26 protein-coding genes and 2 pseudogenes are annotated in these 19,297 nt (G+C 59.3%); 18 read left to right on the top strand and 10 right to left on the bottom strand.

The genetic code is table 11. The annotated features are described in order from the left end of the window. Window positions 1-170 precede the first annotated feature (170 nt). From NLN62_RS31045 to NLN62_RS53645, 3 genes and pseudogenes are all read left to right on the top strand, one after another. Window positions 171-1,001, top strand: a complete 831-nt coding sequence (locus tag NLN62_RS31045; RefSeq protein ID WP_254111345.1) for an AraC family transcriptional regulator — start codon at window positions 171-173, stop codon at window positions 999-1,001. 104 nt (window positions 1,002-1,105) lie between these two features. Then, window positions 1,106-1,717, top strand: coding sequence for a glutathione S-transferase family protein (locus tag NLN62_RS31040; protein WP_254111344.1), 612 nt, complete (start codon window positions 1,106-1,108; stop codon window positions 1,715-1,717). Continuing rightward, window positions 1,674-1,778: pseudogene (locus NLN62_RS53645) on the top strand (hypothetical protein); the annotation flags it as partial. The gene NLN62_RS31040 and the pseudogene NLN62_RS53645, both read left to right, overlap by 44 nt. A gap of 176 nt (window positions 1,779-1,954) precedes the next feature. On the opposite strand, the gene NLN62_RS31035 reads toward NLN62_RS53645, so the two are convergent. Next, entirely contained in the window at window positions 1,955-2,353 is a 399-nt protein-coding gene (locus tag NLN62_RS31035) for a hypothetical protein (protein ID WP_254111343.1), read from the bottom strand. 896 nt (window positions 2,354-3,249) lie between these two features. Between NLN62_RS31035 and NLN62_RS31030 the strand changes: the two genes are divergently transcribed. From NLN62_RS31030 to NLN62_RS31010, 5 genes are all read left to right on the top strand, one after another. Further along, a complete protein-coding gene (locus NLN62_RS31030) occupies window positions 3,250-3,438 on the top strand; it encodes a hypothetical protein (protein ID WP_254111342.1) in 189 nt (62 codons plus the stop codon). Between the two features lie 168 nt (window positions 3,439-3,606). Beyond that, entirely contained in the window at window positions 3,607-4,911 is a 1,305-nt protein-coding gene (locus tag NLN62_RS31025) for a TadE/TadG family type IV pilus assembly protein (RefSeq protein WP_254111341.1), read from the top strand. Between the two features lie 11 nt (window positions 4,912-4,922). Continuing rightward, entirely contained in the window at window positions 4,923-5,420 is a 498-nt protein-coding gene (locus NLN62_RS31020) for a TadE/TadG family type IV pilus assembly protein (RefSeq protein WP_254111340.1), read from the top strand. After that, window positions 5,417-5,794, top strand: a complete 378-nt coding sequence (locus NLN62_RS31015) for a TadE/TadG family type IV pilus assembly protein (protein WP_084801920.1) — start codon at window positions 5,417-5,419, stop codon at window positions 5,792-5,794. The genes NLN62_RS31020 and NLN62_RS31015 overlap by 4 nt, the downstream gene beginning before the upstream one ends. 123 nt (window positions 5,795-5,917) lie before the next feature. Beyond that, the gene (locus NLN62_RS31010) at window positions 5,918-6,145 is read left to right on the top strand and encodes a hypothetical protein (RefSeq protein WP_245288303.1); all 228 of its coding nucleotides are present in this window, start codon (window positions 5,918-5,920) and stop codon (window positions 6,143-6,145) included. Window positions 6,146-6,160: 15 nt separating this feature from the next. Here NLN62_RS31010 and NLN62_RS31005 read toward each other — a convergent pair. The 3 genes and pseudogenes from NLN62_RS31005 to NLN62_RS30995 form a co-directional block, all read right to left on the bottom strand. Continuing rightward, window positions 6,161-6,537: pseudogene (locus NLN62_RS31005) on the bottom strand (NUDIX hydrolase). A 1,667-nt stretch (window positions 6,538-8,204) separates the two neighbouring features. Next, on the bottom strand, window positions 8,205-8,393 hold the full coding sequence (locus NLN62_RS31000; RefSeq protein WP_254107408.1) for a hypothetical protein: 189 nt from the start codon (window positions 8,391-8,393) through the stop codon (window positions 8,205-8,207). Between the two features lie 72 nt (window positions 8,394-8,465). Next, window positions 8,466-8,669, bottom strand: a complete 204-nt coding sequence (locus NLN62_RS30995; RefSeq protein ID WP_254111339.1) for a hypothetical protein — start codon at window positions 8,667-8,669, stop codon at window positions 8,466-8,468. Between the two features lie 189 nt (window positions 8,670-8,858). On the opposite strand from NLN62_RS30995, the gene NLN62_RS30990 reads away from it, so the two are divergent. Then, window positions 8,859-9,038: a hypothetical protein gene (locus tag NLN62_RS30990; RefSeq protein WP_035665280.1), complete on the top strand. Its 180-nt coding sequence runs from the start codon at window positions 8,859-8,861 to the stop codon at window positions 9,036-9,038. Window positions 9,039-9,048: 10 nt separating this feature from the next. Here NLN62_RS30990 and NLN62_RS53040 read toward each other — a convergent pair whose 3' ends face one another. Next, a complete protein-coding gene (locus NLN62_RS53040; RefSeq protein ID WP_256575984.1) occupies window positions 9,049-9,183 on the bottom strand; it encodes a hypothetical protein in 135 nt (44 codons plus the stop codon). A 276-nt stretch (window positions 9,184-9,459) separates the two neighbouring features. On the opposite strand from NLN62_RS53040, the gene NLN62_RS30985 reads away from it, so the two are divergent. From NLN62_RS30985 to NLN62_RS30975, 3 genes are all read left to right on the top strand, one after another. Beyond that, window positions 9,460-9,663: a hypothetical protein gene (locus NLN62_RS30985; protein WP_371933045.1), complete on the top strand. Its 204-nt coding sequence runs from the start codon at window positions 9,460-9,462 to the stop codon at window positions 9,661-9,663. 196 nt (window positions 9,664-9,859) lie between these two features. Continuing rightward, window positions 9,860-10,258 carry a hypothetical protein gene (locus NLN62_RS53640; RefSeq protein ID WP_371933044.1) on the top strand — a complete coding sequence of 133 codons (399 nt, stop codon included), beginning with the start codon at window positions 9,860-9,862 and terminating at the stop codon, window positions 10,256-10,258. Window positions 10,259-10,312: 54 nt separating this feature from the next. Further along, a complete protein-coding gene (locus NLN62_RS30975) occupies window positions 10,313-10,522 on the top strand; it encodes a hypothetical protein (protein WP_254111337.1) in 210 nt (69 codons plus the stop codon). A 175-nt stretch (window positions 10,523-10,697) separates the two neighbouring features. Here the strand turns inward: NLN62_RS30975 and NLN62_RS30970 are convergent, their stop codons facing one another. Then, window positions 10,698-10,991 (bottom strand): GYD domain-containing protein, encoded by a 294-nt coding sequence (locus tag NLN62_RS30970; protein WP_027528060.1) that lies wholly within the window; start codon window positions 10,989-10,991, stop codon window positions 10,698-10,700. A 652-nt stretch (window positions 10,992-11,643) separates the two neighbouring features. Here NLN62_RS30970 and NLN62_RS30965 point away from each other — a divergent pair. Both NLN62_RS30965 and NLN62_RS53635 read left to right on the top strand, forming a co-directional pair. Continuing rightward, the gene (locus NLN62_RS30965; protein WP_027528059.1) at window positions 11,644-12,000 is read left to right on the top strand and encodes an Mth938-like domain-containing protein; all 357 of its coding nucleotides are present in this window, start codon (window positions 11,644-11,646) and stop codon (window positions 11,998-12,000) included. A 114-nt stretch (window positions 12,001-12,114) separates the two neighbouring features. Then, a complete protein-coding gene (locus NLN62_RS53635) occupies window positions 12,115-12,324 on the top strand; it encodes a hypothetical protein (protein WP_371933043.1) in 210 nt (69 codons plus the stop codon). On the opposite strand, the gene NLN62_RS30960 is transcribed toward NLN62_RS53635, so the two are convergent. From NLN62_RS30960 to NLN62_RS30950, 3 genes are all read right to left on the bottom strand, one after another. Then, on the bottom strand, window positions 12,272-12,763 hold the full coding sequence (locus NLN62_RS30960) for a hypothetical protein (protein WP_254111336.1): 492 nt from the start codon (window positions 12,761-12,763) through the stop codon (window positions 12,272-12,274). The genes NLN62_RS53635 and NLN62_RS30960 overlap by 53 nt on opposite strands. A 398-nt stretch (window positions 12,764-13,161) precedes the next feature. Further along, window positions 13,162-13,602 (bottom strand): hypothetical protein, encoded by a 441-nt coding sequence (locus tag NLN62_RS30955; RefSeq protein WP_254111335.1) that lies wholly within the window; start codon window positions 13,600-13,602, stop codon window positions 13,162-13,164. A 1,036-nt stretch (window positions 13,603-14,638) separates the two neighbouring features. Then, window positions 14,639-14,815 carry a hypothetical protein gene (locus NLN62_RS30950; RefSeq protein ID WP_254111334.1) on the bottom strand — a complete coding sequence of 59 codons (177 nt, stop codon included), beginning with the start codon at window positions 14,813-14,815 and terminating at the stop codon, window positions 14,639-14,641. Window positions 14,816-15,149: 334 nt separating this feature from the next. On the opposite strand from NLN62_RS30950, the gene NLN62_RS30945 reads away from it, so the two are divergent. From NLN62_RS30945 to NLN62_RS30930, 4 genes are all read left to right on the top strand, one after another. Further along, window positions 15,150-15,437, top strand: a complete 288-nt coding sequence (locus NLN62_RS30945) for an usg protein (RefSeq protein WP_027528055.1) — start codon at window positions 15,150-15,152, stop codon at window positions 15,435-15,437. A 40-nt stretch (window positions 15,438-15,477) separates the two neighbouring features. Then, a complete protein-coding gene (locus NLN62_RS30940) occupies window positions 15,478-15,690 on the top strand; it encodes a hypothetical protein (protein WP_254111333.1) in 213 nt (70 codons plus the stop codon). A 338-nt stretch (window positions 15,691-16,028) separates the two neighbouring features. Continuing rightward, the gene (locus tag NLN62_RS30935; RefSeq protein WP_254113758.1) at window positions 16,029-17,000 is read left to right on the top strand and encodes an HlyD family secretion protein; all 972 of its coding nucleotides are present in this window, start codon (window positions 16,029-16,031) and stop codon (window positions 16,998-17,000) included. Then, on the top strand, window positions 16,997-18,121 hold the full coding sequence (locus tag NLN62_RS30930; RefSeq protein WP_254111332.1) for an FUSC family protein: 1,125 nt from the start codon (window positions 16,997-16,999) through the stop codon (window positions 18,119-18,121). Before NLN62_RS30935 ends, NLN62_RS30930 begins: the two co-directional genes overlap by 4 nt. 59 nt (window positions 18,122-18,180) lie before the next feature. On the opposite strand, the gene NLN62_RS30925 is transcribed toward NLN62_RS30930, so the two are convergent. Next, the gene (locus tag NLN62_RS30925; protein ID WP_156944892.1) at window positions 18,181-18,333 is read right to left on the bottom strand and encodes a hypothetical protein; all 153 of its coding nucleotides are present in this window, start codon (window positions 18,331-18,333) and stop codon (window positions 18,181-18,183) included. Window positions 18,334-19,297: the final 964 nt, after the last annotated feature.

Raw genomic sequence — 19,297 nt, 5'->3', positions numbered from 1 at the left:
ATGAGTCCGGAAATGGCCTTAGCCGACCTACCATTCACCTTGGCGAATATCCGCTCTCGTAAATGGCAGACGCCGATGCCGCGCGTAGGCGGCCATGACCTAGCTGGCGAGGAACCGTAACCGACAACCGAGGATACTGAGCTCGACGCGGCCGGGTAGGCAGTTCAACAATGGCTGAAATCAGCTCTCACCCACTTTTGGCGACTGACACCGTAGCGGTGTGGGACGTTTTGTGCTCAGGCACATGCAAGCACAAAAGCGCCGAGGAATGCGTTAGCACAACACATCTCGTGTTTCCTTACCGCGGCGTCTACGTGCATCATACAGGTCAGGTCGAGACAGTCGCGGAAGCGAATCAGGTGGTGTTCTTTAATGAAAGTGAACCCTATCGAGTTAGCCATCCTCTTGAAGGCGGCGATGCAAGTCTATCGATCGGAATCGATGAGGCGACGCTGTTGGAGCTGGCGCCTGCCGACTTCCTCCATACGAAAGCTCGACTCCTTTTCAACCGGCCTCGCATGCGTATTGATGCGCCCGCACAGTTGCTCGCAGCACTTGTGCGTCATCGTCTTGCCCGCGGGATGACTGAGACTCTTGAAGCTGAGGATTTGATCCTATCGCTGGTAAGCCGCGCCCTCGGGAAGCGCACATCGTACGCCGCATCCGGCAGCGTAGGGCGGCAAAAACTGGTGGACCGCGCCAAACTTGTGCTTTCTTCAGATCTTGGACGCCGATGGACGTTGGCTGAGATTGGCAGCGCCGTCGGCGTCTCGCCGGTCTATCTCACTCAGCTGTTCCGGCAAGTCGAGGGTCTGCCGCTTTGTCGTTATCAACTCCAACTGCGGCTCGCCCGGGCGCTTGACCTGCTTGATGATTGTTCAGATTTGACGGGCTTGGCGCTCGACCTCGGTTTTTCAAGCTACAGCCATTTCAGTACCGCATTTAAACAGGCTTACGGCCTTACACCCTCGGCGTTTCAACACTTCTCTCGACTTTCCTGAAGTTGGCCGACCGCCGAACGTAAGATCGCTAAAGATTATGGTAGAGCCGGTGATGCGAGCGGGATATCCAGGGCAACGATCATCCCAAAACGAGGGCCGTCTCGATGACCGATATCATCCTGCATCACTACGAGACCTCTCCCTATTCGGAGAAAGTTCGGCTCGGTCTTGGTCTGAAGGGCTTGGCCTGGGAATCGGTGGAAATCCCCGTCATCATGCCAAAACCCGACCTGACGGCGCTGACCGGAGGCTACCGCAAGACGCCCGTGTTGCAGATCGGCGCAGACATCTATTGCGATAGCCAGTTGATTATGCGCGAACTCGAGCGCCGGCATCCCACCCCGAGCTTTTATCCCGCCGGCCACGGCGCGGCCGATGCGCTTGCCTGGTGGGCCGAGAAGACAACGTTCAGCCCGGCTGTTAGCATCGCGTTCGCGAAGAGACCCGACGCGTTGCCCGAAGGATTTCTCGAAGATCGGGCCAAATTCTCCGGCCGAAATATCGATCCGGCCGCGATGATGGCGGCAGTACCGAACCTGCTCGATCAGTTGCGCGCGCATTTCGATTGGCTGAATCAAATTCTCCGGCCGAAATATCGATCCGGCCGCGATGATGGCGGCAGTACCGAACCTGCTCGATCAGTTGCGCGCGCATTTCGATTGGCTGAATCAGATGCTGATCGACGAGCGCTCATTCTTGCAGGGCTCTGCCGCTAGCCTTGCCGATCTCGCCGCCTACCATCCGATTTGGTTCTTGAAACAAAAATTCGGGCCAACGGCGGTGCCGCTCGACGGCTTTCCGAGGCTGCTGAGTTGGACCGAGCGCATTGCCGCAATCGGCCACGGCAGGCGGAGCCCAACGACCTCGAAAAAAGCGCTCGATGCGGCGAGGGACGCTACGTCGATCGCCAGCGTAATCCCCGATCCGCGAGATCCGATCGGCCGGAAACCTGGTCAGACAGTGACCGTCACGCCGGATGATACCGGACGCGACCCGGTCGTCGGCGAGTTGGTCGCCTCGGGCGTCCATGAGATCGTCATCCGACGCAGCGATCCCGCGGTCGGAGAGGTCTGTGTGCATTTCCCACGCGCCGGTTTTGTCGTGATGTCGGCCTGACGCGCGTCGTAGTGGGCCACGGCAAGACGACGCCAGCAAGAACGCCTCTCCGAGACAATTTCAAATGCCATGAGTGCGACAAGAACGTCTTCTGCACGGGCGTGACGCCGGCTCAGCAGATCGGCAGCGGAAGCTGCAGTATCCCACCGGACCGCGATGCAGATGCGGACTTCGATATCAGCCGACAGCACGACCGACAGCTCCGGATGCTTTGCTTGGCGTGCGATCATCGCCACGCGGCTGTCCGACCGCCGCGTGACGCGACGACTAGTGGAGGCCGTTCTACGTCCTGCCTCGGAGCGCGAAGCTCGATGCGAACTGCTGGTCGTCGCCGGCTTAAGGATTCGGAGCCGCCGCTTGCATCTTATGTCCCGGGCTGAACCCCGATGCGCCGGGATGTCTGGAGGACGTGCTTGAAGATGCCGCGTGCATCTGATGCCCGGGCTAAACCCCGATGCGCCGGAGGGACGACACTTGTAGACCTGGACGGCTCTGCGATTTCCGATTGCCGGCAATTGTCCCACCGGCATCATTTCGCGCGCAGTTCTCGCACGCCGGAGGTGGCTTGGTATCCTCATCGGTTCGCATGGCAAGGGACCGCTATCCGACCGACGACGGCCGGACACTTTAGAAGTTTACGGGTGGATGGAGGGCACCCGGCCTCACCAGTCTATTGGATTGTACCGCAAGCGTCGGCGATCGATTTCTTCTCTCAGCCGCTCGGCTTGCTGCTTGGCGGCCTCGCCCATTAGGCGGTGACGGCCTCTATTGAGCTTGTCAGCCGAGACCTGTTGCTTAAAGTTTTCGTACAGACGCAAAACGCTTTCATCGCTCAGCCCTTCAACACCTATGACGCAATTACCTCATTAAACTTGATCAAGTATTCGGGGATTATTGCATATCATTGGTCTCGGCCAATTGGCGCGCGACGCTAATGTGCGCGCGATGGATGTAACTCACGGCCGGGGCGTGGCTGTCGAAACGTTCGCCGCCACGGACGCCGGCAATTGCAATGGCATATTCTCGCCGCGCGCCCATGCGGCATACTTCTCCGCCGTCCAGTCGCGAGCCGCAGCGCCATGCCATGAATCACTCTCGACCGGTTGCTGCTCCGCAGACCGATAGTCCCGACGTGAACATCGCCGTAGTAGATCAGCGAGTTTTCCCAGCGGGCGATGACGGCGGCTGGGGCAAAACTGCTGAGCTGAATTCGTGCAGTGCGGCGGGTGAAAGCGGGTATGCCATCATCAAAGCGGCGACCTATCCGCCCTCGAACGTCGAGCAGTTCTCGGGCAGGCTACATTTTGCAGGTCGACAATAAGAGCAGAGGTCGAATTGTACCCACGACCAGAGAATGCGGCGACCGAACATCGTAATCCCAAAGCTTCACCAAGCCTCTTTTCAATTTTATCGATCCTTTTAGGCCGCCTTTAAAACGGCTCGTAAATTCTACTCGGGAAAAAGTTGCAATCAGCTGAATGAGGCTGCAATGCGCCTTGAACCCTTTAGCATGAACTTCGACCCTGCTTTGCGACAAGCCTCGCCGAGCTGCGCGCGCGAGCAAGGCATTCTTCGACGCTTTATCCAAGACCAGTCGGGCAGTTATGTGATTATTTCCGCGCTGCTCATGCCCGTTCTGGTCGGCGCGGCCGGCCTCGGCACGGAGGTCGGATGGTGGTATTACAAGCATAAGAATATGCAGAGCGCTGCAGATTCAGGAGCTGTAAGCGCTGCAACCGCTGGAAGCAATTTGGCGGCCGAGGCCAACGCCGTGACCGCCGCTTATGGCTACACGAATGGCTTGAACAACGTCACCATTAGCGTCAGTCAGCCGCCGACGACTGGCAGTTATGTTGCCAACACTCAGGCCGTCGAAGTTGTTGTCAGTCAATCGCAGCCACGGCTGCTGTCTGCGTTGTTTGGCTCTGACCCGGTTCTCATCACCGCCCGCTCTGTCGCGATGCCGAATTCCGGAACGGGCTGCGTGCTGGCACTCGACTCGACAGCAAGTCCTGCAGTGAATGTGAGCGGGAGCAATCAGCTCAATCTCATCAAATGTAATCTCTACAGCAATTCCAGCGCGAGCCCGTCACTGAACGTCAGCGGCAGCGGAACGGTGGCCGCCAATCAGGTTTCAGTTTCCGGGGACATCTCCGGCGCGAGCAGCATCACGGCGACAAACGGCATCAGGACCCATGCAAGACCGACTGCCGACCCCTATTCAAGCGTTTATCCGCCGGCAAAGCCTAGCTGCAGCAACGGCAAGATCACGATCAATGCCAACGGAAAGACCAACTCGCTCAGCCCCGGCTGCTATAGCGGGAATATCACCGTCAACGCTGGAGCCACCCTGGACCTCGACCCTGGTATCTACTATCTAGACGGTGCAAACCTAAGCGTGGCCGGTAACGCTACGCTGACTGGAACTGGCGTAACGCTCGTGTTCACCGGTTCAGGCAGCAACTGGGGCACGGCCTCACTGGGCAGCAACGCGATCATCAATCTGACGGCGCCGACGTCGGGCTCGACGCAGGGCATCGTCATGTATGGCGATCGCAACATGCCGGTGGGAACAACCTTCAATCTGACCGGCGGCGCTACACAGATCTTTAATGGCGCCATCTATCTTCCCAAGGCGAATCTAAGTTTTAGCGGCGGTAGCGGCACCAGCACCTCGTGCACAAAAATCATCGCTGACACCATTACTTTCACCGGCACATCCAATGTTCAGGTCAACTGTTCTGGACTTGGCACCGCCAACATCGGAGTCCAAACCGCGCAACTTGTCGAGTGAGGAAGCTTGTCATGACCATTCAGCCTTTGCTCGGAAGTGTAAGGTCAGTGCGTGTCTGGCGTACTCTTCTTCAGGGTGGCATTCGCGATGCGAGGGGCGCTGCGGCGATAGAATTCGGGATCTTGATTCCGCTCCTGTCGCTGATGGTCGTCTCGGTCACCGATATCGGCCTGGCCGTTTATCGCAAGATGCAAGTTGAAGGCGCCGCGCAAGTCGGTGCCCAATACGCGATTACGCATGGCTTTGACACGACAGGAATCTCCGCAGCGGTAACGAGCGCCACCAATTCATCATCGATCACGGCCTCGCCCGGCGCATTTCAATTCTGTGGTTGTCCCGGCACCGCTGGCCTGAGCACCGTGAGTTGCGGCTCGACTTGCCCGAGCGGCAACCTTGCCGGCACCTATGCCACGGTTTCGGCTCAAGCAACGTACCATACGCTCATCAACTATCAGATCGTTGCTCCGCTTTATACGTTTACCGCCCAAGCGACGTCGAGGCTGCAATGAAGCTCCGAGCTCTGTGGCACGACACCCGAGGAGCCACGGCTCTCGAGTTTGCATTGACCGCGCCCGTTTTTTTCCTGTTTATCTTTGGTATTATCGAATTTGGCCTGGTTCTATGGACGCAGATTGGCTTACAGCATGGCGCCGAGTTCGCGGCGCGTTGCGCCAGCGTCAATCCCACGCTGTGTCCAAGTAGCACTGCCATCACCGGCTACGCCGCCCAACAGGCACTGGGGCTAAGCTTGCCGGCGCAAACGTTCACCTATTCGGCGCCGACCTGTGGCAATCAAGTCAGCGCTACGTATGCTTTTCGATTCCCGGAGATTCTGAACCTTTCGCCGCTAACACTGACAGCTCAGGCGTGCTTTCCGAGTTGAGTGGAAGATGTCGCGTGGTGCTGGCGGCAGCAGATGAGACACTGGTCTCTTGCCCGCGATCGGAAGTGGATAAGGTGTGACTGTGCATCTATATTTCAAACTATGCCATACTTGGACACCTGCTTGGGAATCCTGCGCCGACTGATAGCTAAGGGAGATCCAAATGCCCTGCCCTTAGCTGAAAGAGCTATCAACGAGTACCTGGAGGTCACCCCAGCTATGGCCCGTAAGAGCGATCTGCGGCTTCTCCAGCAGGACGTTCTAGCCCAGCGCAATGCCGTGGTTGGTGTTCAGCGCTCCTTTGCCGAAACCGTGAACGCCTATATCGAAACCAAGTTGGCAACTGAGTGAGGCTGCTCGGCAGATCTATCTCGGAAGTAACTTGTCCCGAATATGACGGGATGTCGGTGTCAGACGAACACGGTGGGGTTTTCGCCACATCGCACGATCGATCTCCTTCTTATCGCCAATCGCTAACCTGCCCTTGGCGTTTCGCGCAATGAAGATTGCATCGCTCATTCGACGGCCGGAGCGTTTGTTCTTCACCTTCAGTTCTTTCCAGAGGCTCAGGCGACCCAGTTTGAGCTTGGCAACTCCTCGCCAATCTCGCGCCGCAAGCAGTCCTTGTTCGTTTCACGTGCACGCTTGCGGCCGCCTGGAAACATCCACAAACCGTCCGATCGACGCCGCACCAACAAGATCTTGCCTCGCTTTGCAGCGACCAGCTTAGACGATTTTGCCATGCCTTCCGTTCATGATTCGCGAAGAGAAGATATGTGGAGAGTGTAGCGAAGCCGGGTTAGCCTTAAATGACAAACTAACGGGCAGCCGGCCCGAACAGCACCCCCGCTGCACATAGTTTCAGCGCGATGCCATCACGCGCACAATCAAGACGAACGCTGCACCGATGATCAGTCCCGCAAGTGCAAATAACATCCAGTTCTGGATTGGAAGGGTCGTAAAAGAGACTTGTCTTGCCAGCCACTCCACGGGCCCCGGCTCCCGTCAGGATCGAATTCCTTTCGATGCTAAAGGAAGCCGATCCCCCGCCACTCCGGACTACTACCAGCCTCGGTAGGCCAGCCAGGCCAACGTCAGCTCTTCCCTATAATCAGTCAGAGCAGTTGTCCTAATGATGTCTCCACTGCAACAGTTAATCCTGTTCGTTAAGTGACCCGCCGGATTTGATTTGAGGTGCGGAATTATCGGCGCGTACCCTGTTGGCTACCGGGGCTGGCTAATACTTCACCAATTCTTTTTTGACCCGGCGGGGCCGCAGCGGCATTCGACGCTGCGGCCTTTTTGCAGCCCGCCAGCGTGAACCGGCGGGCCCAACGTCGGGGCAGCCCGCCGCCGTTCTGAACCGCGAGGAATCGATAATTTGCGAGGCGCATGGGAGGCGCTTGAATCCTGCATGCCGCCCTCACCCCTTCGAGGCTTCGACCGGGTGCCTGCATGCCTCCGCCCTCCCTCGAAACAAGCCGAGGTGCAAGCCCTGTGGCCCAACTCAATCATGTCGCGTGCGCGATTCATTTGTGATTGCTTATGCAATCTGTGTGAAGATGGGCGTGATGGGCTGGTCACGATCGGGCTCAAGGCAAAGAGGTAGAGCACGGATGTCCGATCGAAAAGACGCCCCGACAATCGAGCACGAAACCACTGTCAAGCAGCTCCTAAGGAAGGCAGCCAGACGCAGGCGTCCAAGTCAGGTCTATTCAATTGTCCCTCACGGCCAAAAGACGGACGCAAACCGTGAGTTCGCATCGCATCGCGAGCCGGCCGGCGTCGTGTGGTTTCTTCTCTTTCTCCCCGCCTTTGTGATTGCTTATGCGATCTGTGTGAAGATGGGCGCGATCTAGGTTTACGATGCCGCTTGGATAGCGGCATGCGTAGACCTGTCCGCCGCGAGAACCGCACACCGCCCGTTCAAGATTACCTTCGGCGACATGCGCGAGATGGGCATGCGTGGAGTATTGGTCTGGTGCGCCGATTACCGTTGCAGCCATAGCGTTGCCCTTAACGCTGACTGCTGGCGGGATGAGGTGCGGCTGTCTGACATCGAGCCGCGCTTCGTCTGCCAGGCCTGCGGCCGCCGCGGTGCAGATGTCCGTCCGGACTTCAATTGGAATAGGCCTCCGACTCCGGCTATGGGATATCGATGAAGCGTGGCGCCCTACAGCGGCTCTCGGACGTCAAGCTGATCCCGGATCATTCGAAGACGCGCCTGTGGGCGACTTGACCGACCAGGGTGCTCGCGCCTAACGGGGATTGATCCAGTCCCTGTCGCGCCGCCGGCAGTGAGTGTGCGGGCGGAAGTGCGCGCAAAAAAACCCACCACGGGAGCAGCCCGGGCGGGCATTCCCGATGGCGGGGGGCTTTATTGCATTTTACAGTTGGAAACCGAAGTCTGTTAGTGCGATTGGAAACCCAAGTTTGTTAGACCACCATTGATCAGGTTCACAGCGTCACCGCCGACAGCCACAGCGGCCTGCACGGGAGCGTTGATCTGTGTGATGACCTGGGGGGCTACGGTGATAGGTCCGATAAAATCGCCGCCAGACACCGCCTCGACTTCCATCTCCGTCAGTTCACGGATCATGACTTGCCTCCTTAGGAGAAAAGCCCGCACACCCCTCGGGAGCAGCCCGTGGAGTGTGCGGGCATTGCCGACTTAGCTGATGGATCCAGCCTGGACCCCGGTGTTCGACTGAGGGCCGGCCACCTGGACAACGGAGCCGCCGATAGCAACACCGGTCTGGTTGAGCGAGTTGTTCTGAAGAAGAGTCTGGGTCAACGTCGGGAGCGAGATCGAAGCAACGTTGACAGTACCGCCAGCCACCGCCTCGAGGTCCGTATCGATGAGTTCACGAATCATGATGATTTATCCAAAGAGTTTGTATCTGTGAACAACATCCGGCTCGAAGCGAGCCAGTGCCTCACTGCTCGTGTAGATGCCTGAGGACGGATTTTTTATCTGTGACAGAAATCACCCACCGAACGTCCCTTCGTCAACTCGGAAGCCGCAGCACGGAAGCTGGTCGAGATCGCCACTAGCATCGAGCCCGTGCAAGGCGGTCGCATCCATATCGAGAAGATCAACGCGCCTTTCCTCTACACGCTGAAGGCCAGCGGCGAGGAGTTCGGCGCCGGCATCAAGCACGCGCGCGCGCTGAACAGATGGAAGCCAAGCCCGGAGGTCCCGCCGCACCGCAAGCGAACGAAGGCCCATCGACTCGTGAGGTGAATGCGCGGCCTCAATTCAGCTTGCGACGAAGCTTCCTGATGATCTCCCGCAGGTCGCCAGCGTACTCCTCAATAACCTGCAAGGCCTCTGCTGAGCGCGAAGGATCGGGGGGCGGCGCTTCCCGTTTGTCATCGTCTGCTGCCATGTCTCGATGATCGACGGAAAGCTTAGAAATGTAATTCAGTTACGTTAAAGGCCCGCCAGCACGTACCGGCGGGCCTGTCTCTCCGTCACCGCGTCAGCCGCACGCGTGCGCTGCCAGGCGCTGGCGGTTGCGCCTTTGTGCGATCGTCAGGAATTTACGCAGGTAAATGCGCCCGGCCTGCACCCGTGACACTTTATGACGAGTAAGAATGTGGGGGGTGATTTGGCCCTGCACTTTACTCGCGTTGATACCTCACGGGACGAGCTCGAAATATGGATGGCGAGCAGCGACGGATTTTCGTTCGTGATCAGCAATGAAAGCCGTACCGGTCCCGGGCTTCACGGACAGCCCGGCTTCATTGCCTCGTGGCGGCCCATCCACCTGAACAGGCCGGCAATCAAAATTGCTGGGTCTCCCTTCAAGACCTTCGCCGAAGCCGAGACTGCCTGCGAGGCTTTTCTGGTACACCTGACGCAGTAACGAATGGACCTAAATGCGATCGAGCGCGATTTCCTGAGACGGCTAGCTTCCGAATCCTGGTGCGCTCAGACGCCCAAGAGATTGATAATTTGCCGATATCTCCCGGTGCCGCTTTGATCGCGGTATGGTTGGACCTGTCCACCAAGAGAACCGTACACCGCCTGGTCACCGCCCGGTCGAGATAACCTTCGCCGACATGCGCGAGATGGGCGTGCGCGGCGTCCTGGTCTATTGCGCCGACCACCGTTGCGGCCATTGGACGACCCTGAGCGCCGATCGCTGGCCGGATGAGGTGCGCGTGTCCGACATCGAGCCTAGGTTCACCTGCTCTGCCTGCGGCAGGAGCGGTGCCGATGTCCGGCCGGATTTCAACTGGAATAAGCCGGTGTACGTCTGCGATGGGTTACCGTTGAGGTCCCTCTGCCTCACCGTCGGGCTGGATATTTCGCGATCATTCGATTCTCATGCAGTGCAGCAAGGGCGAACTCTATTCGAAAACCTCGTCGGCGAGTGCCAGCAAGGTGGAAGGCACGGCAATGCCGAGCGCTTTGGCGGTCTTGGGCTAAGAGTTCTTGATTGGACGTTGAAGTTCTAGTGAGCCCAAACAATACTAGGTCGACCGGAATAATCCTCTTCAAGGAGCGTCCCGATGCCTGACGTAAGGGAAAAGCAACGCGAAGCCCGCCGGAAGATCATTCGCCAATGGGCGAAGCTTCCGAAGGATAAACGGCAGTCTATGGAGGGGATTTCTGAATTCGCCAGGACCGCCGCTCAGCAGAACGAGAACGCATTCGTCCGCAGTCATCGCGATCCGTATCAGAAGATCATGGGATGGCTATTGCCGCGTGCTCATCTCTGAACGACTGAGTCCTCTGCACATCCTTCGAAGGCGACACCGGGTTCTTCAGCTTGACCCGATGTGGCGAACGGCCCGCGCGACTTAGGGAGCAAACCACGCACCTTGTCGCAGACATGTCGCTGCGCTGGCCGACGTTATGTGCCAACAACTGACCTTCGTTTTGATTTGCGTTAGCTTACGCAAGTCCCGCGATGATCTTGTCAACGTCCGCTTCCGGGAACACCTTGACCGAAGTCGTCCGTACGTTCCCGATGGCGGCCAGCGACAAGAGAAACTTGGCCATGGCCTCATCGTCGGTGGCCTCGGCGTGGATGATGAGGTCATATGTTCCCATGGCGAGATAGCCGGCCTTGATGTCAACGCCAAACTTTTTGCCCAACTCCCTGGCGGCCGCTCGACGCTGCGGCATTTCCTTGATGGTCCGAACACCTTGCTCGGTGAAATTGCAGAGAAGCATGTACGTGGACATGTCGATTCTCCTTTGACAAAGAAGCAATGGACTTAACGGGTCCACGTCGTGGATTATGTCATACTGCCTGACCCCGCCCAACCACCAAGATCCCCGCCGCTGCACACCCACTCGCGCGAGGACGAACTGGTCTACGCGGTGCAGGGGCAGCTAATCGCGCGGGTCGGCGATGCCGCGTCGAGGTGGGGCCGGGCGCCTACGCGGCTCTTCCCGGCGGTGTGCCGCATACGATCGAGGTGGTCGGCGACCAGGCGACCCTGCTGCTCAGCTTCGTGCCGGGTGGGCTGGAGCGCTTTTTGGTCCCCCGGGACGGGGCGGGACCGTGCCGGAGCGAGTTCATCCTGAAGAGGCTCTCTCGAACTCTCCCGAAACCCCATCCGGGCGACCTGCGACACTTCAACCCGACCCAGCGCTTGCCCGATAGCAGGCTGCGCCATAGGTTTCCGCCGAGGGGCCATCCTGAGAGGCTGAGGAGAAAAAAAGATCGGACGCGGGGCTAACGGCGCGGTGCCTCCATCGAAGCTGGCCGACCTGGCGTGAAGCAGTCCAGGATCCGGCGATTGACCGGGAGCAACGTCGTCGGAAGAGCACCGATATGGCGCGCGTCTGCCGAGGCGAAGTCACGGCCTCGTGCGGAGATTGGAAACAGGCCATGGAGATCGATCGCACCACGTTCGGCACCATCACGATTGACGGAAAAACCTATGAGCACGACGTGATCATTCGTCTATCCGGCGAGGTGGTGAAGCGAAAGAAGAAGCTATCGAAGAAGTACTACGGCACCTCTCATGTCCTCTCGAAGGACGAGGCGAAGTTCGTCTTTGAGAACGGATGCGAGCAGCTCATTCTCGGCTCGGGCCAGTTGGGCAATGTGCATCTATCGCCGCAAGCTGAGGCGTATTTCGTGAAAAAGGGCTGCAAGGTGCTGTTGCAGCCGACCCCTGAGGCGATCCGTACGTTCAACAGGTCGCATGCGAAAAAGATAGGGCTTTTCCACGTGACGTGCTGAATCGGGCAGGCGCCAGCTGCCACTACGCGGCGGCCGGAATCCTCGACGAGACGTCCAATACCCCGCGAGGACCGGGCGGCGGGCGCCGACATCCCGGCAACCAGGAGGCAACCAATGCAGCTCAGCTCAAATGCCATTTCTGGCGGCTCAGCGATCCCGCGCCGTTTCAACTGCGATGCAGAAGACCTCTCCCCACCGTTGGACTGGCAGGCCGCACCTGAAATGACCGCTAGCTTCGTCCTCCTTTGTGACGCCGAAGTTGTGGTCATAGCTAGATCGCTTGGGCTAGCGCCTGGCGACGCATCGGCAGCTTGCCGCTCTTGACGTGCTGGCGGCCCATTCTGACGGCATCGGCGCGAGCGTGTCCGGTCTGTAGGATCAGCTCGAGTGCCAGCCTCGCCCTGGTACCAGGCGCGTGCCGCCCCCGGTACTTCGTGATCTCGTCTTCACTCCAAGGGTGGAAGCGCGTCGACTTCTTCAGCTTCGCCAGCTTCACGCCGGCCAACGGGTCGACCTTCATCATGCCGATGGACAAGCAATGATCGACAAAGCCGCGAAGCGCCTTGCACCAATTACGCTGCACGATCGGGCCCTTGCCGTTCAGGATATTCTGCAGCGCCTGGGTGTGCATCATGGCGATGCGCTTGTCGCCGTGATCGTTGCGGAAGTTTTCGAGGATGGCGCGCCGGTTACTCTGTGTCGATTTCGCGAGGCCCTTCGTGAAGGCGGTCGACTGATAGTAGCTGACCAGCGCCGCATTCACGGTGCCAGGGATCGTGCGGCCCGCGCCGAGTTCGGGTTTTGCCTGGTACCTCGGTCATCGCTGCCTCATGGATCGCCATGAACGATGGCGACCACGGCAGCACGTCGTCCGGAATACGGAGTCTAATCTTGGGGCATCCATCGACGGAGATAATACGCAGTGGTGCAGCGCTGGGTCTGGTACTCATGCACGAAAGGCGGGTTGCGACGCTTCATCGAACTGAGTCCCATTCGTTAGCCGAATGGTCGACATCCTGCCCCTGCCCCAGTTTACCTGCAATGACCACCATACGCCCATCGGGCGCAATCTCGACCCGCCCCGACACCCCCACCTTGGCCAGCCTTGAGGGCCTTGACCAGGTCTGATTGGCGGAAGTGCTGGCGGGCGCGGGACATGGATTAGACCGTCTCCGCCCTCACGACGTCGACGTCCCTCTCGGCCGCTGCCACGGTCAGCAGGAAGTCGCTGACTGAACGCAACTCAGCTGCTGAGCACTGGCCTACAAATCTCGCGGCCGGCTTCGTGCGCAGTTCAAATAAGTTGGTAACGGAATTGAAAAACGCCCCGGTCCCCGCCCATTCCGTGCCAGCTTCCAACCTTTGCGGTTCTGGTGGCGTTAGAGTTAGCGGCAGGTCTGGCGGAGGGCCATCCAGGATAGCCTCAGCCTCCGCGGCTTCATCCTCCGACTCACGTATCGACGCGGCCTCCTCGGCCTTGCATTCGGCCTCTAGATCTTCCTGCTCAATCTCGTCAACGATCGATGCAGCAGCGGAATCGGTCTCCGGCTTGCTCTCTTGAAGCGCCATGCAGCCGCCGACGGGCACCGCTGTGCCGACCATCGTACACCTGCCAGATGGGTCGACGGTGACACCGAGCGCCAGCGGGGCAGATCCTGGTGTCCTCCATGTTCGTCCCCGTTCTGCTCGGGGCCGGTTGGCAGATTGTGGTGAGCGGCGGCACCACGCACGTCCCGTGATTGCAACCCGCGACCAACCTCGGCGTGCTTTTCAGCGGGCACGCGGTCGCGCTCGGCGTCGGTGGTGAGGTTCTCCATCCACCACCGACGCCAACTTTCCAGATCGCGAGCGACGGGTCTTCCCGCGTCGCGTGCGGCTCGCGGTGTGTCGGCATTGTTCATCCTCATGATCCGAAACTCCTTGTATCTGGACGATGCCGCAACACTGCGTCGCCCACTGTCGATGACGGGGCGAAGGGTCGCGGAGCCGGTTCGCTGCGTTGGATCAACGCTTCGAGACTGATCGAGCACCGACCTTGCCGTTGCGTGATTTGCGAGGCCCGCTCAGTTGATGGGCCGGCGCAGCTTCGCACCCCCTGCACTTCCCGAGGTTGCTGCCGAAACGGGCTCGGCGCCTTCGCGGCGCTTGCCACTCGGGTGGCCAAAACGGATCGCCGGAGCGACCCGTCGACACACATCGGATCAACCCGCCCGCCTCGCACGCACATGTGACTGGAGAAGCCCGGAATTGCAGGCGCCTGCCGAAGGATCACGAAAACAGAAAGACCCCGATCAGCAAACCGATCGCAAAAGCGCAGAGGCCCAAGGTGCACGCGGAGATGACCCGAGTGAGGTTACGTAAATCTTGATCCACTACCGGCTGGGATTGATCGGTCATTCCGGCCCCCCTGCGCTGGGCGTCGTCCTAACAGCCTTCTCCTCATAGGTGCCCAAAAGAAGGCGATAGACGGTCACGGGCGATCACGATTTTCGGAATGACGCGCAGGCGAGGGCCGCCAGCGCACGGCGAAGCAAAAGCCCCGCCGGCTCGTGGGCGGGGCAGGAACGGCTCGTTGCGGTGTCCAAACGGAGAGGCCGCCAGCTGAGGCGGCCTCAAGTGACCAAGCACAGGTCCTGTTTCAGAATCCGGGATTACTTGGTCGGACCGGGGCAAGTGCCTTAAGCTGAAAATCCCACCAAGTTGGGATTTTCATTCGTCCGCCACTTACTGAGTCCAGCTCATCGATCCTCAATTCCTCGCTTCTCAGTTCGCGATTTTTCAGTTCGCGATTTTTGCTATTCAGATCATCGGTCATGGGATTTCCCTGCTTGCTTCAGGATGGGATCCTTCCCGCCGGACTGACAAGGCTAGGACTGTCCCTAATGAGTTACTGTGCTTGTTGTCACACAAGCAACCCCCGGCTGGCAGGGCGGGCTCGGTGTGGGCAGTTGGGTTGTTACTTGGGCCGCTTCGGGCGCTTACGCCGCTTCTTCGGGTTGAAGCGCCCTCACCGACTTCAAAAGCCCCGTCGCATCACAGTGATGGCCATCACTGATGGCGGGCGCTTCGGGAGCGATAAGGGGGTGTCAGGCCGCGACGGCGAAGATGATCTGCTGGGACGGACCAGCGTGGAGGGAATGGAGATTGGCATGGCTTCTCGGGTTGGGATTGCTTCCGAGGATTTTCGGAAACAAGTGATGGGATACGGGCTGACGACGGCACGGATCCTCTATCGGATGCCGGATCATCGCTCGCTGCTGCAGACCTATGTCTGGCAGAATTACGATCTGTTTCCGAAATTCCCGGCGCTGCAGGATTTCCTCGCCTTCTGGCGGGAGAAGCTCGACGGCCCCTTGTTCTCGGTCACCGTGGCGCATTCCAGGCTGATCAAGCCGGCTGAACTGCGCGCCGTCGATGGCGTGTTCAGGTTGCATTGAGCAAATGGTGGCCAAAGGCGCGCGCAAACTGGAGTTTGATATGAAGCGTCTGATGATTTCTGCACTCGTGTTCATCGCTCTGCTCGCTGCTGGGACCGGCCTGTTCCGTTCGCACGCGCTCCTGATCGACAGTCGGGTCGGAACCACGGGCATGGCGACATCGACTTCGCAAGGCTATGGCGCCAGGGGCACCGATATCCCGATCGAGGATTTTGAGGATCGGTCGCTGGAATTCCCGAGGGAGAAAAAGTAGAGCGCGATGTGAGTTCGCCCCGGCTGACCGCTAGTAATTGGGTTCGCGCAATTTGCGCATCAGCGCCAGAAGTCCTTGAACCGATCGGGTGCCAGCTCGGTGTCAAGCACTCGCCGTCGGAACTGGCCTACGGGTAGTCGCTTGCTGATCTTTAATGTCGGTGATCGCGGCTTCCCCCAAGATCAGTCGGCCATACGACCGGCGGCCCCGGCCTAAGTGGCCGCGCTTCGGCCGATAGGAAGTGCTATGACCGGCCTTTCCGCAACATAGCGGCCTAGGTAAAATGACCCTCGTTTCGCATAAGTGCTTAGCGCTTACATTGGCAGAGTTTCGTGAACATGACGCGCGGGCGACGGGTTGGCATTGCTGCAGCTATCGTGCTTGCTGTCTTTGCGGCCTACGAAATAATGACATCGTTCCTCGCCTATACCGGTGATGCCTATGTTGAGTCCGATCTGGTGTCGGTCGCGCCTCAGGTCACCGGTCGTATCATCGACGTGCATGTAACCGACAATCAGGACGTTGTTCGGGGCGATTTGCTGGCAACCATCGACCCTGTCCCATTCCAGTTGATGGTCGACCAGGGACGTGCTGAGGCCGCCGAAGCGCGTGCTCAGATCGCATCCGACCAGCACAGGATCGCGTCGGCGCAGGACGCGCTCGTCGCTGCCAGCTCGGCAGCCAACTACGCTCGCGAGACGCAAACGCGAATGATGACCCTTGCAACTTCGCAGGATATTGCGCTTGCCGAACTCGACCAGGCGAACGATGCACTGCGGCGCGCCAACGCTGCGCGCGATGTGGCAAAAGAGGCCGTTGCGTTGGCGCAATCCACCGTGTCGATGCACGAGGCGGCGGAAACGCGGGCAACGGCCGCACTAGCTATGGCGGAATGGCAGTTGGCACGCACCAAACTGGTGGCGCCGACCAGCGGGACCGTCACCTCGTTAACTCTGCGTGTCGGAGACACCGCGCAAGCCAATGTACCTCTGATTGGCATCGTCGATGCTAATGCGTGGCGCATCGTTGCCAATTACAAAGAGAGTTACATCCGTGGGTTCGCGATCGGTAGCACTGGCTGGATATCGTTAGACTCTAGCCCGTGGCACCTTCATCGTGCGAGGGTCGTCGGTATCGCTCGCGGCATCAGCCGCGACCCGGTGCCCAATCGTCTGCTAAACTATGTTGCGCCAACCACCGACTGGATACGCCTGCAGCGCCGCTTCCCTGTAACGCTGAAACTGGTCGATGCGCCACCGAACTTGAAGCTCTATATGGGCGCCGATGCGCGAGTGGTGGTTCTACCATGAAGGATAGTCAAACCGAGGCGAAATCGCTGCTGCGCGACACGATAGCTCGACTGTACCAAGAGCTAGCGGAGATCCGATTCGGCAACGCGCGAGGCCAGCATTGCACGAGGATTACACTTGCGGTTGCCCTTGCCGTCATCGCAGCCTTGGTGTTGCAGGTAGATGCACCCTGGTGGGCAGCTATCAGCGCTTTCGTGTCCATGCAGGTCACCGCACCTTCCTCCATCGCGCGCGGCGTCTTGCGCATCGGCGGCACGACAATTGGCGCAGCGGTTGGCTTCTTCCTGGGCCCCTGGCTGATCGAGGATCAAATTGCACTAAGTCTTGTGTTGTTTGCGCTCACTGTGACCGGCGTGCTTGGCCTGCAGCTCAGCGGACACGGCTACGCCTGGCTGCTGGGAGCCGCTACAGCTAGTTTGGTGCTGTTGGCAGCACTCGACGATCCGGCGTCCGCGCTGAACATTGCCTGCAACCGTACCGGGGAAGTGACAATCGGAACGATTACCGCGATCCTGGTGTCGCTTGTTCTGTCGCCGCAGGGGGAAAATTTGAAAGTGGGCCCGGCAGCACCCGGCTGGTCGGACCTATTCGGCGCGGGGTGGCCGTCCATGCAGCACGCGCTGAGCGCCGGGCTTGGAGTGATGCTGGTACCCTGGGTTTGGAATTGGCTCGAATTGCCAAGTCTATCGCAGGCGGCGATTACTATCGCTGCCGTTATGGCGATGCAGACAACCTCCGAAAACGAAGCAGCGAATCTTCAAAAGGTCGCGATACGAGCTACGCACCGCATCCTTGGGTGCTTCATTGGGGGCGTCGCCGGTCTCGCACTGTTGACGGTGTCGTTCGAGAGTTTCCTGCCATGGCTCGCGGCGTTGAGCGCGGGAGTTTGGATCGGCGCGCACGTCCAGAACAGCACGCGCGGCATCAGCTATGTGGGCACGCAGGGTGCCGTCGTTTTTATCATGACGTTAGTGCAGGGTAGCGGCCCTCCAACGAGTATCATGGCTGGAGTCGACCGTTTTGCCGGCGTCACCGGTGGAACGCTGCTAGTGCTGGCGGTTTCGCTCCTCACGGCGTCATCACCGAGGGACAGTTCGCATTCAGCTCAACGGGGTGCTTGAGGAGGTCAGCTTTTTCTCTGCAGGAAGCGATTGCGCCCATGTCGAGTTGCTGATGACCCTCAAGCTGCCTTGAACATGAGCCCGCTACCTAAGAAGTTCTGTTTCGCCAGCGGCGGCAGGTGTCCGCCGCTTCCCGGCGAGGGCAAGGTCGAGCGCTTTTTTCCAGCCGGCTCGGGCCTGGCTTTTGCTCGACCGAACAGGGTCTCGATCATTCCCATTAGCGGCCCTTGCGCTCTGACTTTACTTCTCGCGCTCCCACACGACGCGCCTGAAATCCGTCTTGCCGGGAGACTTGCCGGGACCTTGACAGGGCTTACAGGGTGAGCGGTTGTAGCCGCTGGGTGTCTTTTCCCTTGGCATCGCCGGCCAGGTTCTCACGGTAGGGTCGGAGACAGGCGCCGGTTTAGGTCGAAATTCGTGTTCTCTTGTCTCGCTCTTTCGTCTGCGAGTGTCACAGCGTCTCGACCATGCCACGTTTCCAGCCCCAGCCACCTCGAACGCAGTGTGCGCTCCGCGGCAAGTTGCGCATCGGTCAGCATCGCGACGTGGAGGTCACTGATGCCGCTCATCCCCTTCCGGTCGTCTCGCAAGTTTTTTGTTCGCTCTACCCGTCGCGTACGGCGAGGTCCCCTGCATTGGGTTGCCTTTGCAAAGCAGGTTCTCGAAGCCGCTCACGAGACGACACTCTGGGCGACCGTCCTGAATGCGCAGCGCGGCGGCTCCAGATGTCTCCTGCTAACAAGCCTCGGTGGGGGAGCATTCGGAAACGACGAGAGCTGGATCGCGGCCGCCTTGACTCGCGCCCTCCAGCTTGCATACGCATTTGATCTGGACGTCAGGCTCGTCAGCTACGGTCCTCCTCACCCATGTTCACCCGGATTGCTCAGGCGTACTCCTAAAGGGAGACCTCCGAACAGACGCGACCAAGGCGTCGGGCGGCTGCGATTCTTCAGAGAGCCGCCTCTGCCCGCGCACGTGCTTTCAGAAGCTTTCGGGTGGCGGTCGGAAGGCCGCCATAGGCCTTCTCCCGGGTCAGCATCCCGGCTTTTTCCTTGAAGCCTCTCGTTATCCCACGTCCCAAAGCAGACATTGCCGCTCTAACGTGATAACTTTCAAAAAGCTGGGAGTCGATTTGCGGAGGTCCACCCGAAACTCGTGGGGGCTAATGCCATGAGA

The sequence above is a fragment of the Bradyrhizobium sp. CCGUVB23 genome (genome assembly GCF_024199885.1).
GTDB lineage: Bacteria > Pseudomonadota > Alphaproteobacteria > Rhizobiales > Xanthobacteraceae > Bradyrhizobium.
This window is presented reverse-complemented; position numbering and strand designations above follow the sequence as displayed.

What these genes read in the sequence shown, in the direction of transcription:
- NLN62_RS31045 (WP_254111345.1), top strand. Translation starts at nt 171, where the DNA reads ATGGCTGAAATCAGCTCTCACCCACTTTTGGCGACTGACACCGTAGCG.
- NLN62_RS31040 (WP_254111344.1), top strand. Translation starts at nt 1,106, where the DNA reads ATGACCGATATCATCCTGCATCACTACGAGACCTCTCCCTATTCGGAG.
- NLN62_RS31025 (WP_254111341.1), top strand. Translation starts at nt 3,607, where the DNA reads ATGCGCCTTGAACCCTTTAGCATGAACTTCGACCCTGCTTTGCGACAA.
- NLN62_RS31020 (WP_254111340.1), top strand. Translation starts at nt 4,923, where the DNA reads ATGACCATTCAGCCTTTGCTCGGAAGTGTAAGGTCAGTGCGTGTCTGG.
- NLN62_RS31015 (WP_084801920.1), top strand. Translation starts at nt 5,417, where the DNA reads ATGAAGCTCCGAGCTCTGTGGCACGACACCCGAGGAGCCACGGCTCTC.
- NLN62_RS31000 (WP_254107408.1), bottom strand. Translation starts at nt 8,393, where the DNA reads ATGATCCGTGAACTGACGGAGATGGAAGTCGAGGCGGTGTCTGGCGGC.
- NLN62_RS30995 (WP_254111339.1), bottom strand. Translation starts at nt 8,669, where the DNA reads ATGATTCGTGAACTCATCGATACGGACCTCGAGGCGGTGGCTGGCGGT.
- NLN62_RS53040 (WP_256575984.1), bottom strand. Translation starts at nt 9,183, where the DNA reads ATGGCAGCAGACGATGACAAACGGGAAGCGCCGCCCCCCGATCCTTCG.
- NLN62_RS30985 (WP_371933045.1), top strand. Translation starts at nt 9,460, where the DNA reads ATGGCGAGCAGCGACGGATTTTCGTTCGTGATCAGCAATGAAAGCCGT.
- NLN62_RS53640 (WP_371933044.1), top strand. Translation starts at nt 9,860, where the DNA reads ATGCGCGAGATGGGCGTGCGCGGCGTCCTGGTCTATTGCGCCGACCAC.
- NLN62_RS30975 (WP_254111337.1), top strand. Translation starts at nt 10,313, where the DNA reads ATGCCTGACGTAAGGGAAAAGCAACGCGAAGCCCGCCGGAAGATCATT.
- NLN62_RS30970 (WP_027528060.1), bottom strand. Translation starts at nt 10,991, where the DNA reads ATGTCCACGTACATGCTTCTCTGCAATTTCACCGAGCAAGGTGTTCGG.
- NLN62_RS30965 (WP_027528059.1), top strand. Translation starts at nt 11,644, where the DNA reads ATGGAGATCGATCGCACCACGTTCGGCACCATCACGATTGACGGAAAA.
- NLN62_RS53635 (WP_371933043.1), top strand. Translation starts at nt 12,115, where the DNA reads ATGCAGCTCAGCTCAAATGCCATTTCTGGCGGCTCAGCGATCCCGCGC.
- NLN62_RS30955 (WP_254111335.1), bottom strand. Translation starts at nt 13,602, where the DNA reads ATGGTCGGCACAGCGGTGCCCGTCGGCGGCTGCATGGCGCTTCAAGAG.
- NLN62_RS30950 (WP_254111334.1), bottom strand. Translation starts at nt 14,815, where the DNA reads ATGACCGATGATCTGAATAGCAAAAATCGCGAACTGAAAAATCGCGAA.
- NLN62_RS30945 (WP_027528055.1), top strand. Translation starts at nt 15,150, where the DNA reads ATGGCTTCTCGGGTTGGGATTGCTTCCGAGGATTTTCGGAAACAAGTG.
- NLN62_RS30940 (WP_254111333.1), top strand. Translation starts at nt 15,478, where the DNA reads ATGAAGCGTCTGATGATTTCTGCACTCGTGTTCATCGCTCTGCTCGCT.
- NLN62_RS30935 (WP_254113758.1), top strand. Translation starts at nt 16,029, where the DNA reads ATGACGCGCGGGCGACGGGTTGGCATTGCTGCAGCTATCGTGCTTGCT.
- NLN62_RS30930 (WP_254111332.1), top strand. Translation starts at nt 16,997, where the DNA reads ATGAAGGATAGTCAAACCGAGGCGAAATCGCTGCTGCGCGACACGATA.
- NLN62_RS30925 (WP_156944892.1), bottom strand. Translation starts at nt 18,333, where the DNA reads ATGATCGAGACCCTGTTCGGTCGAGCAAAAGCCAGGCCCGAGCCGGCT.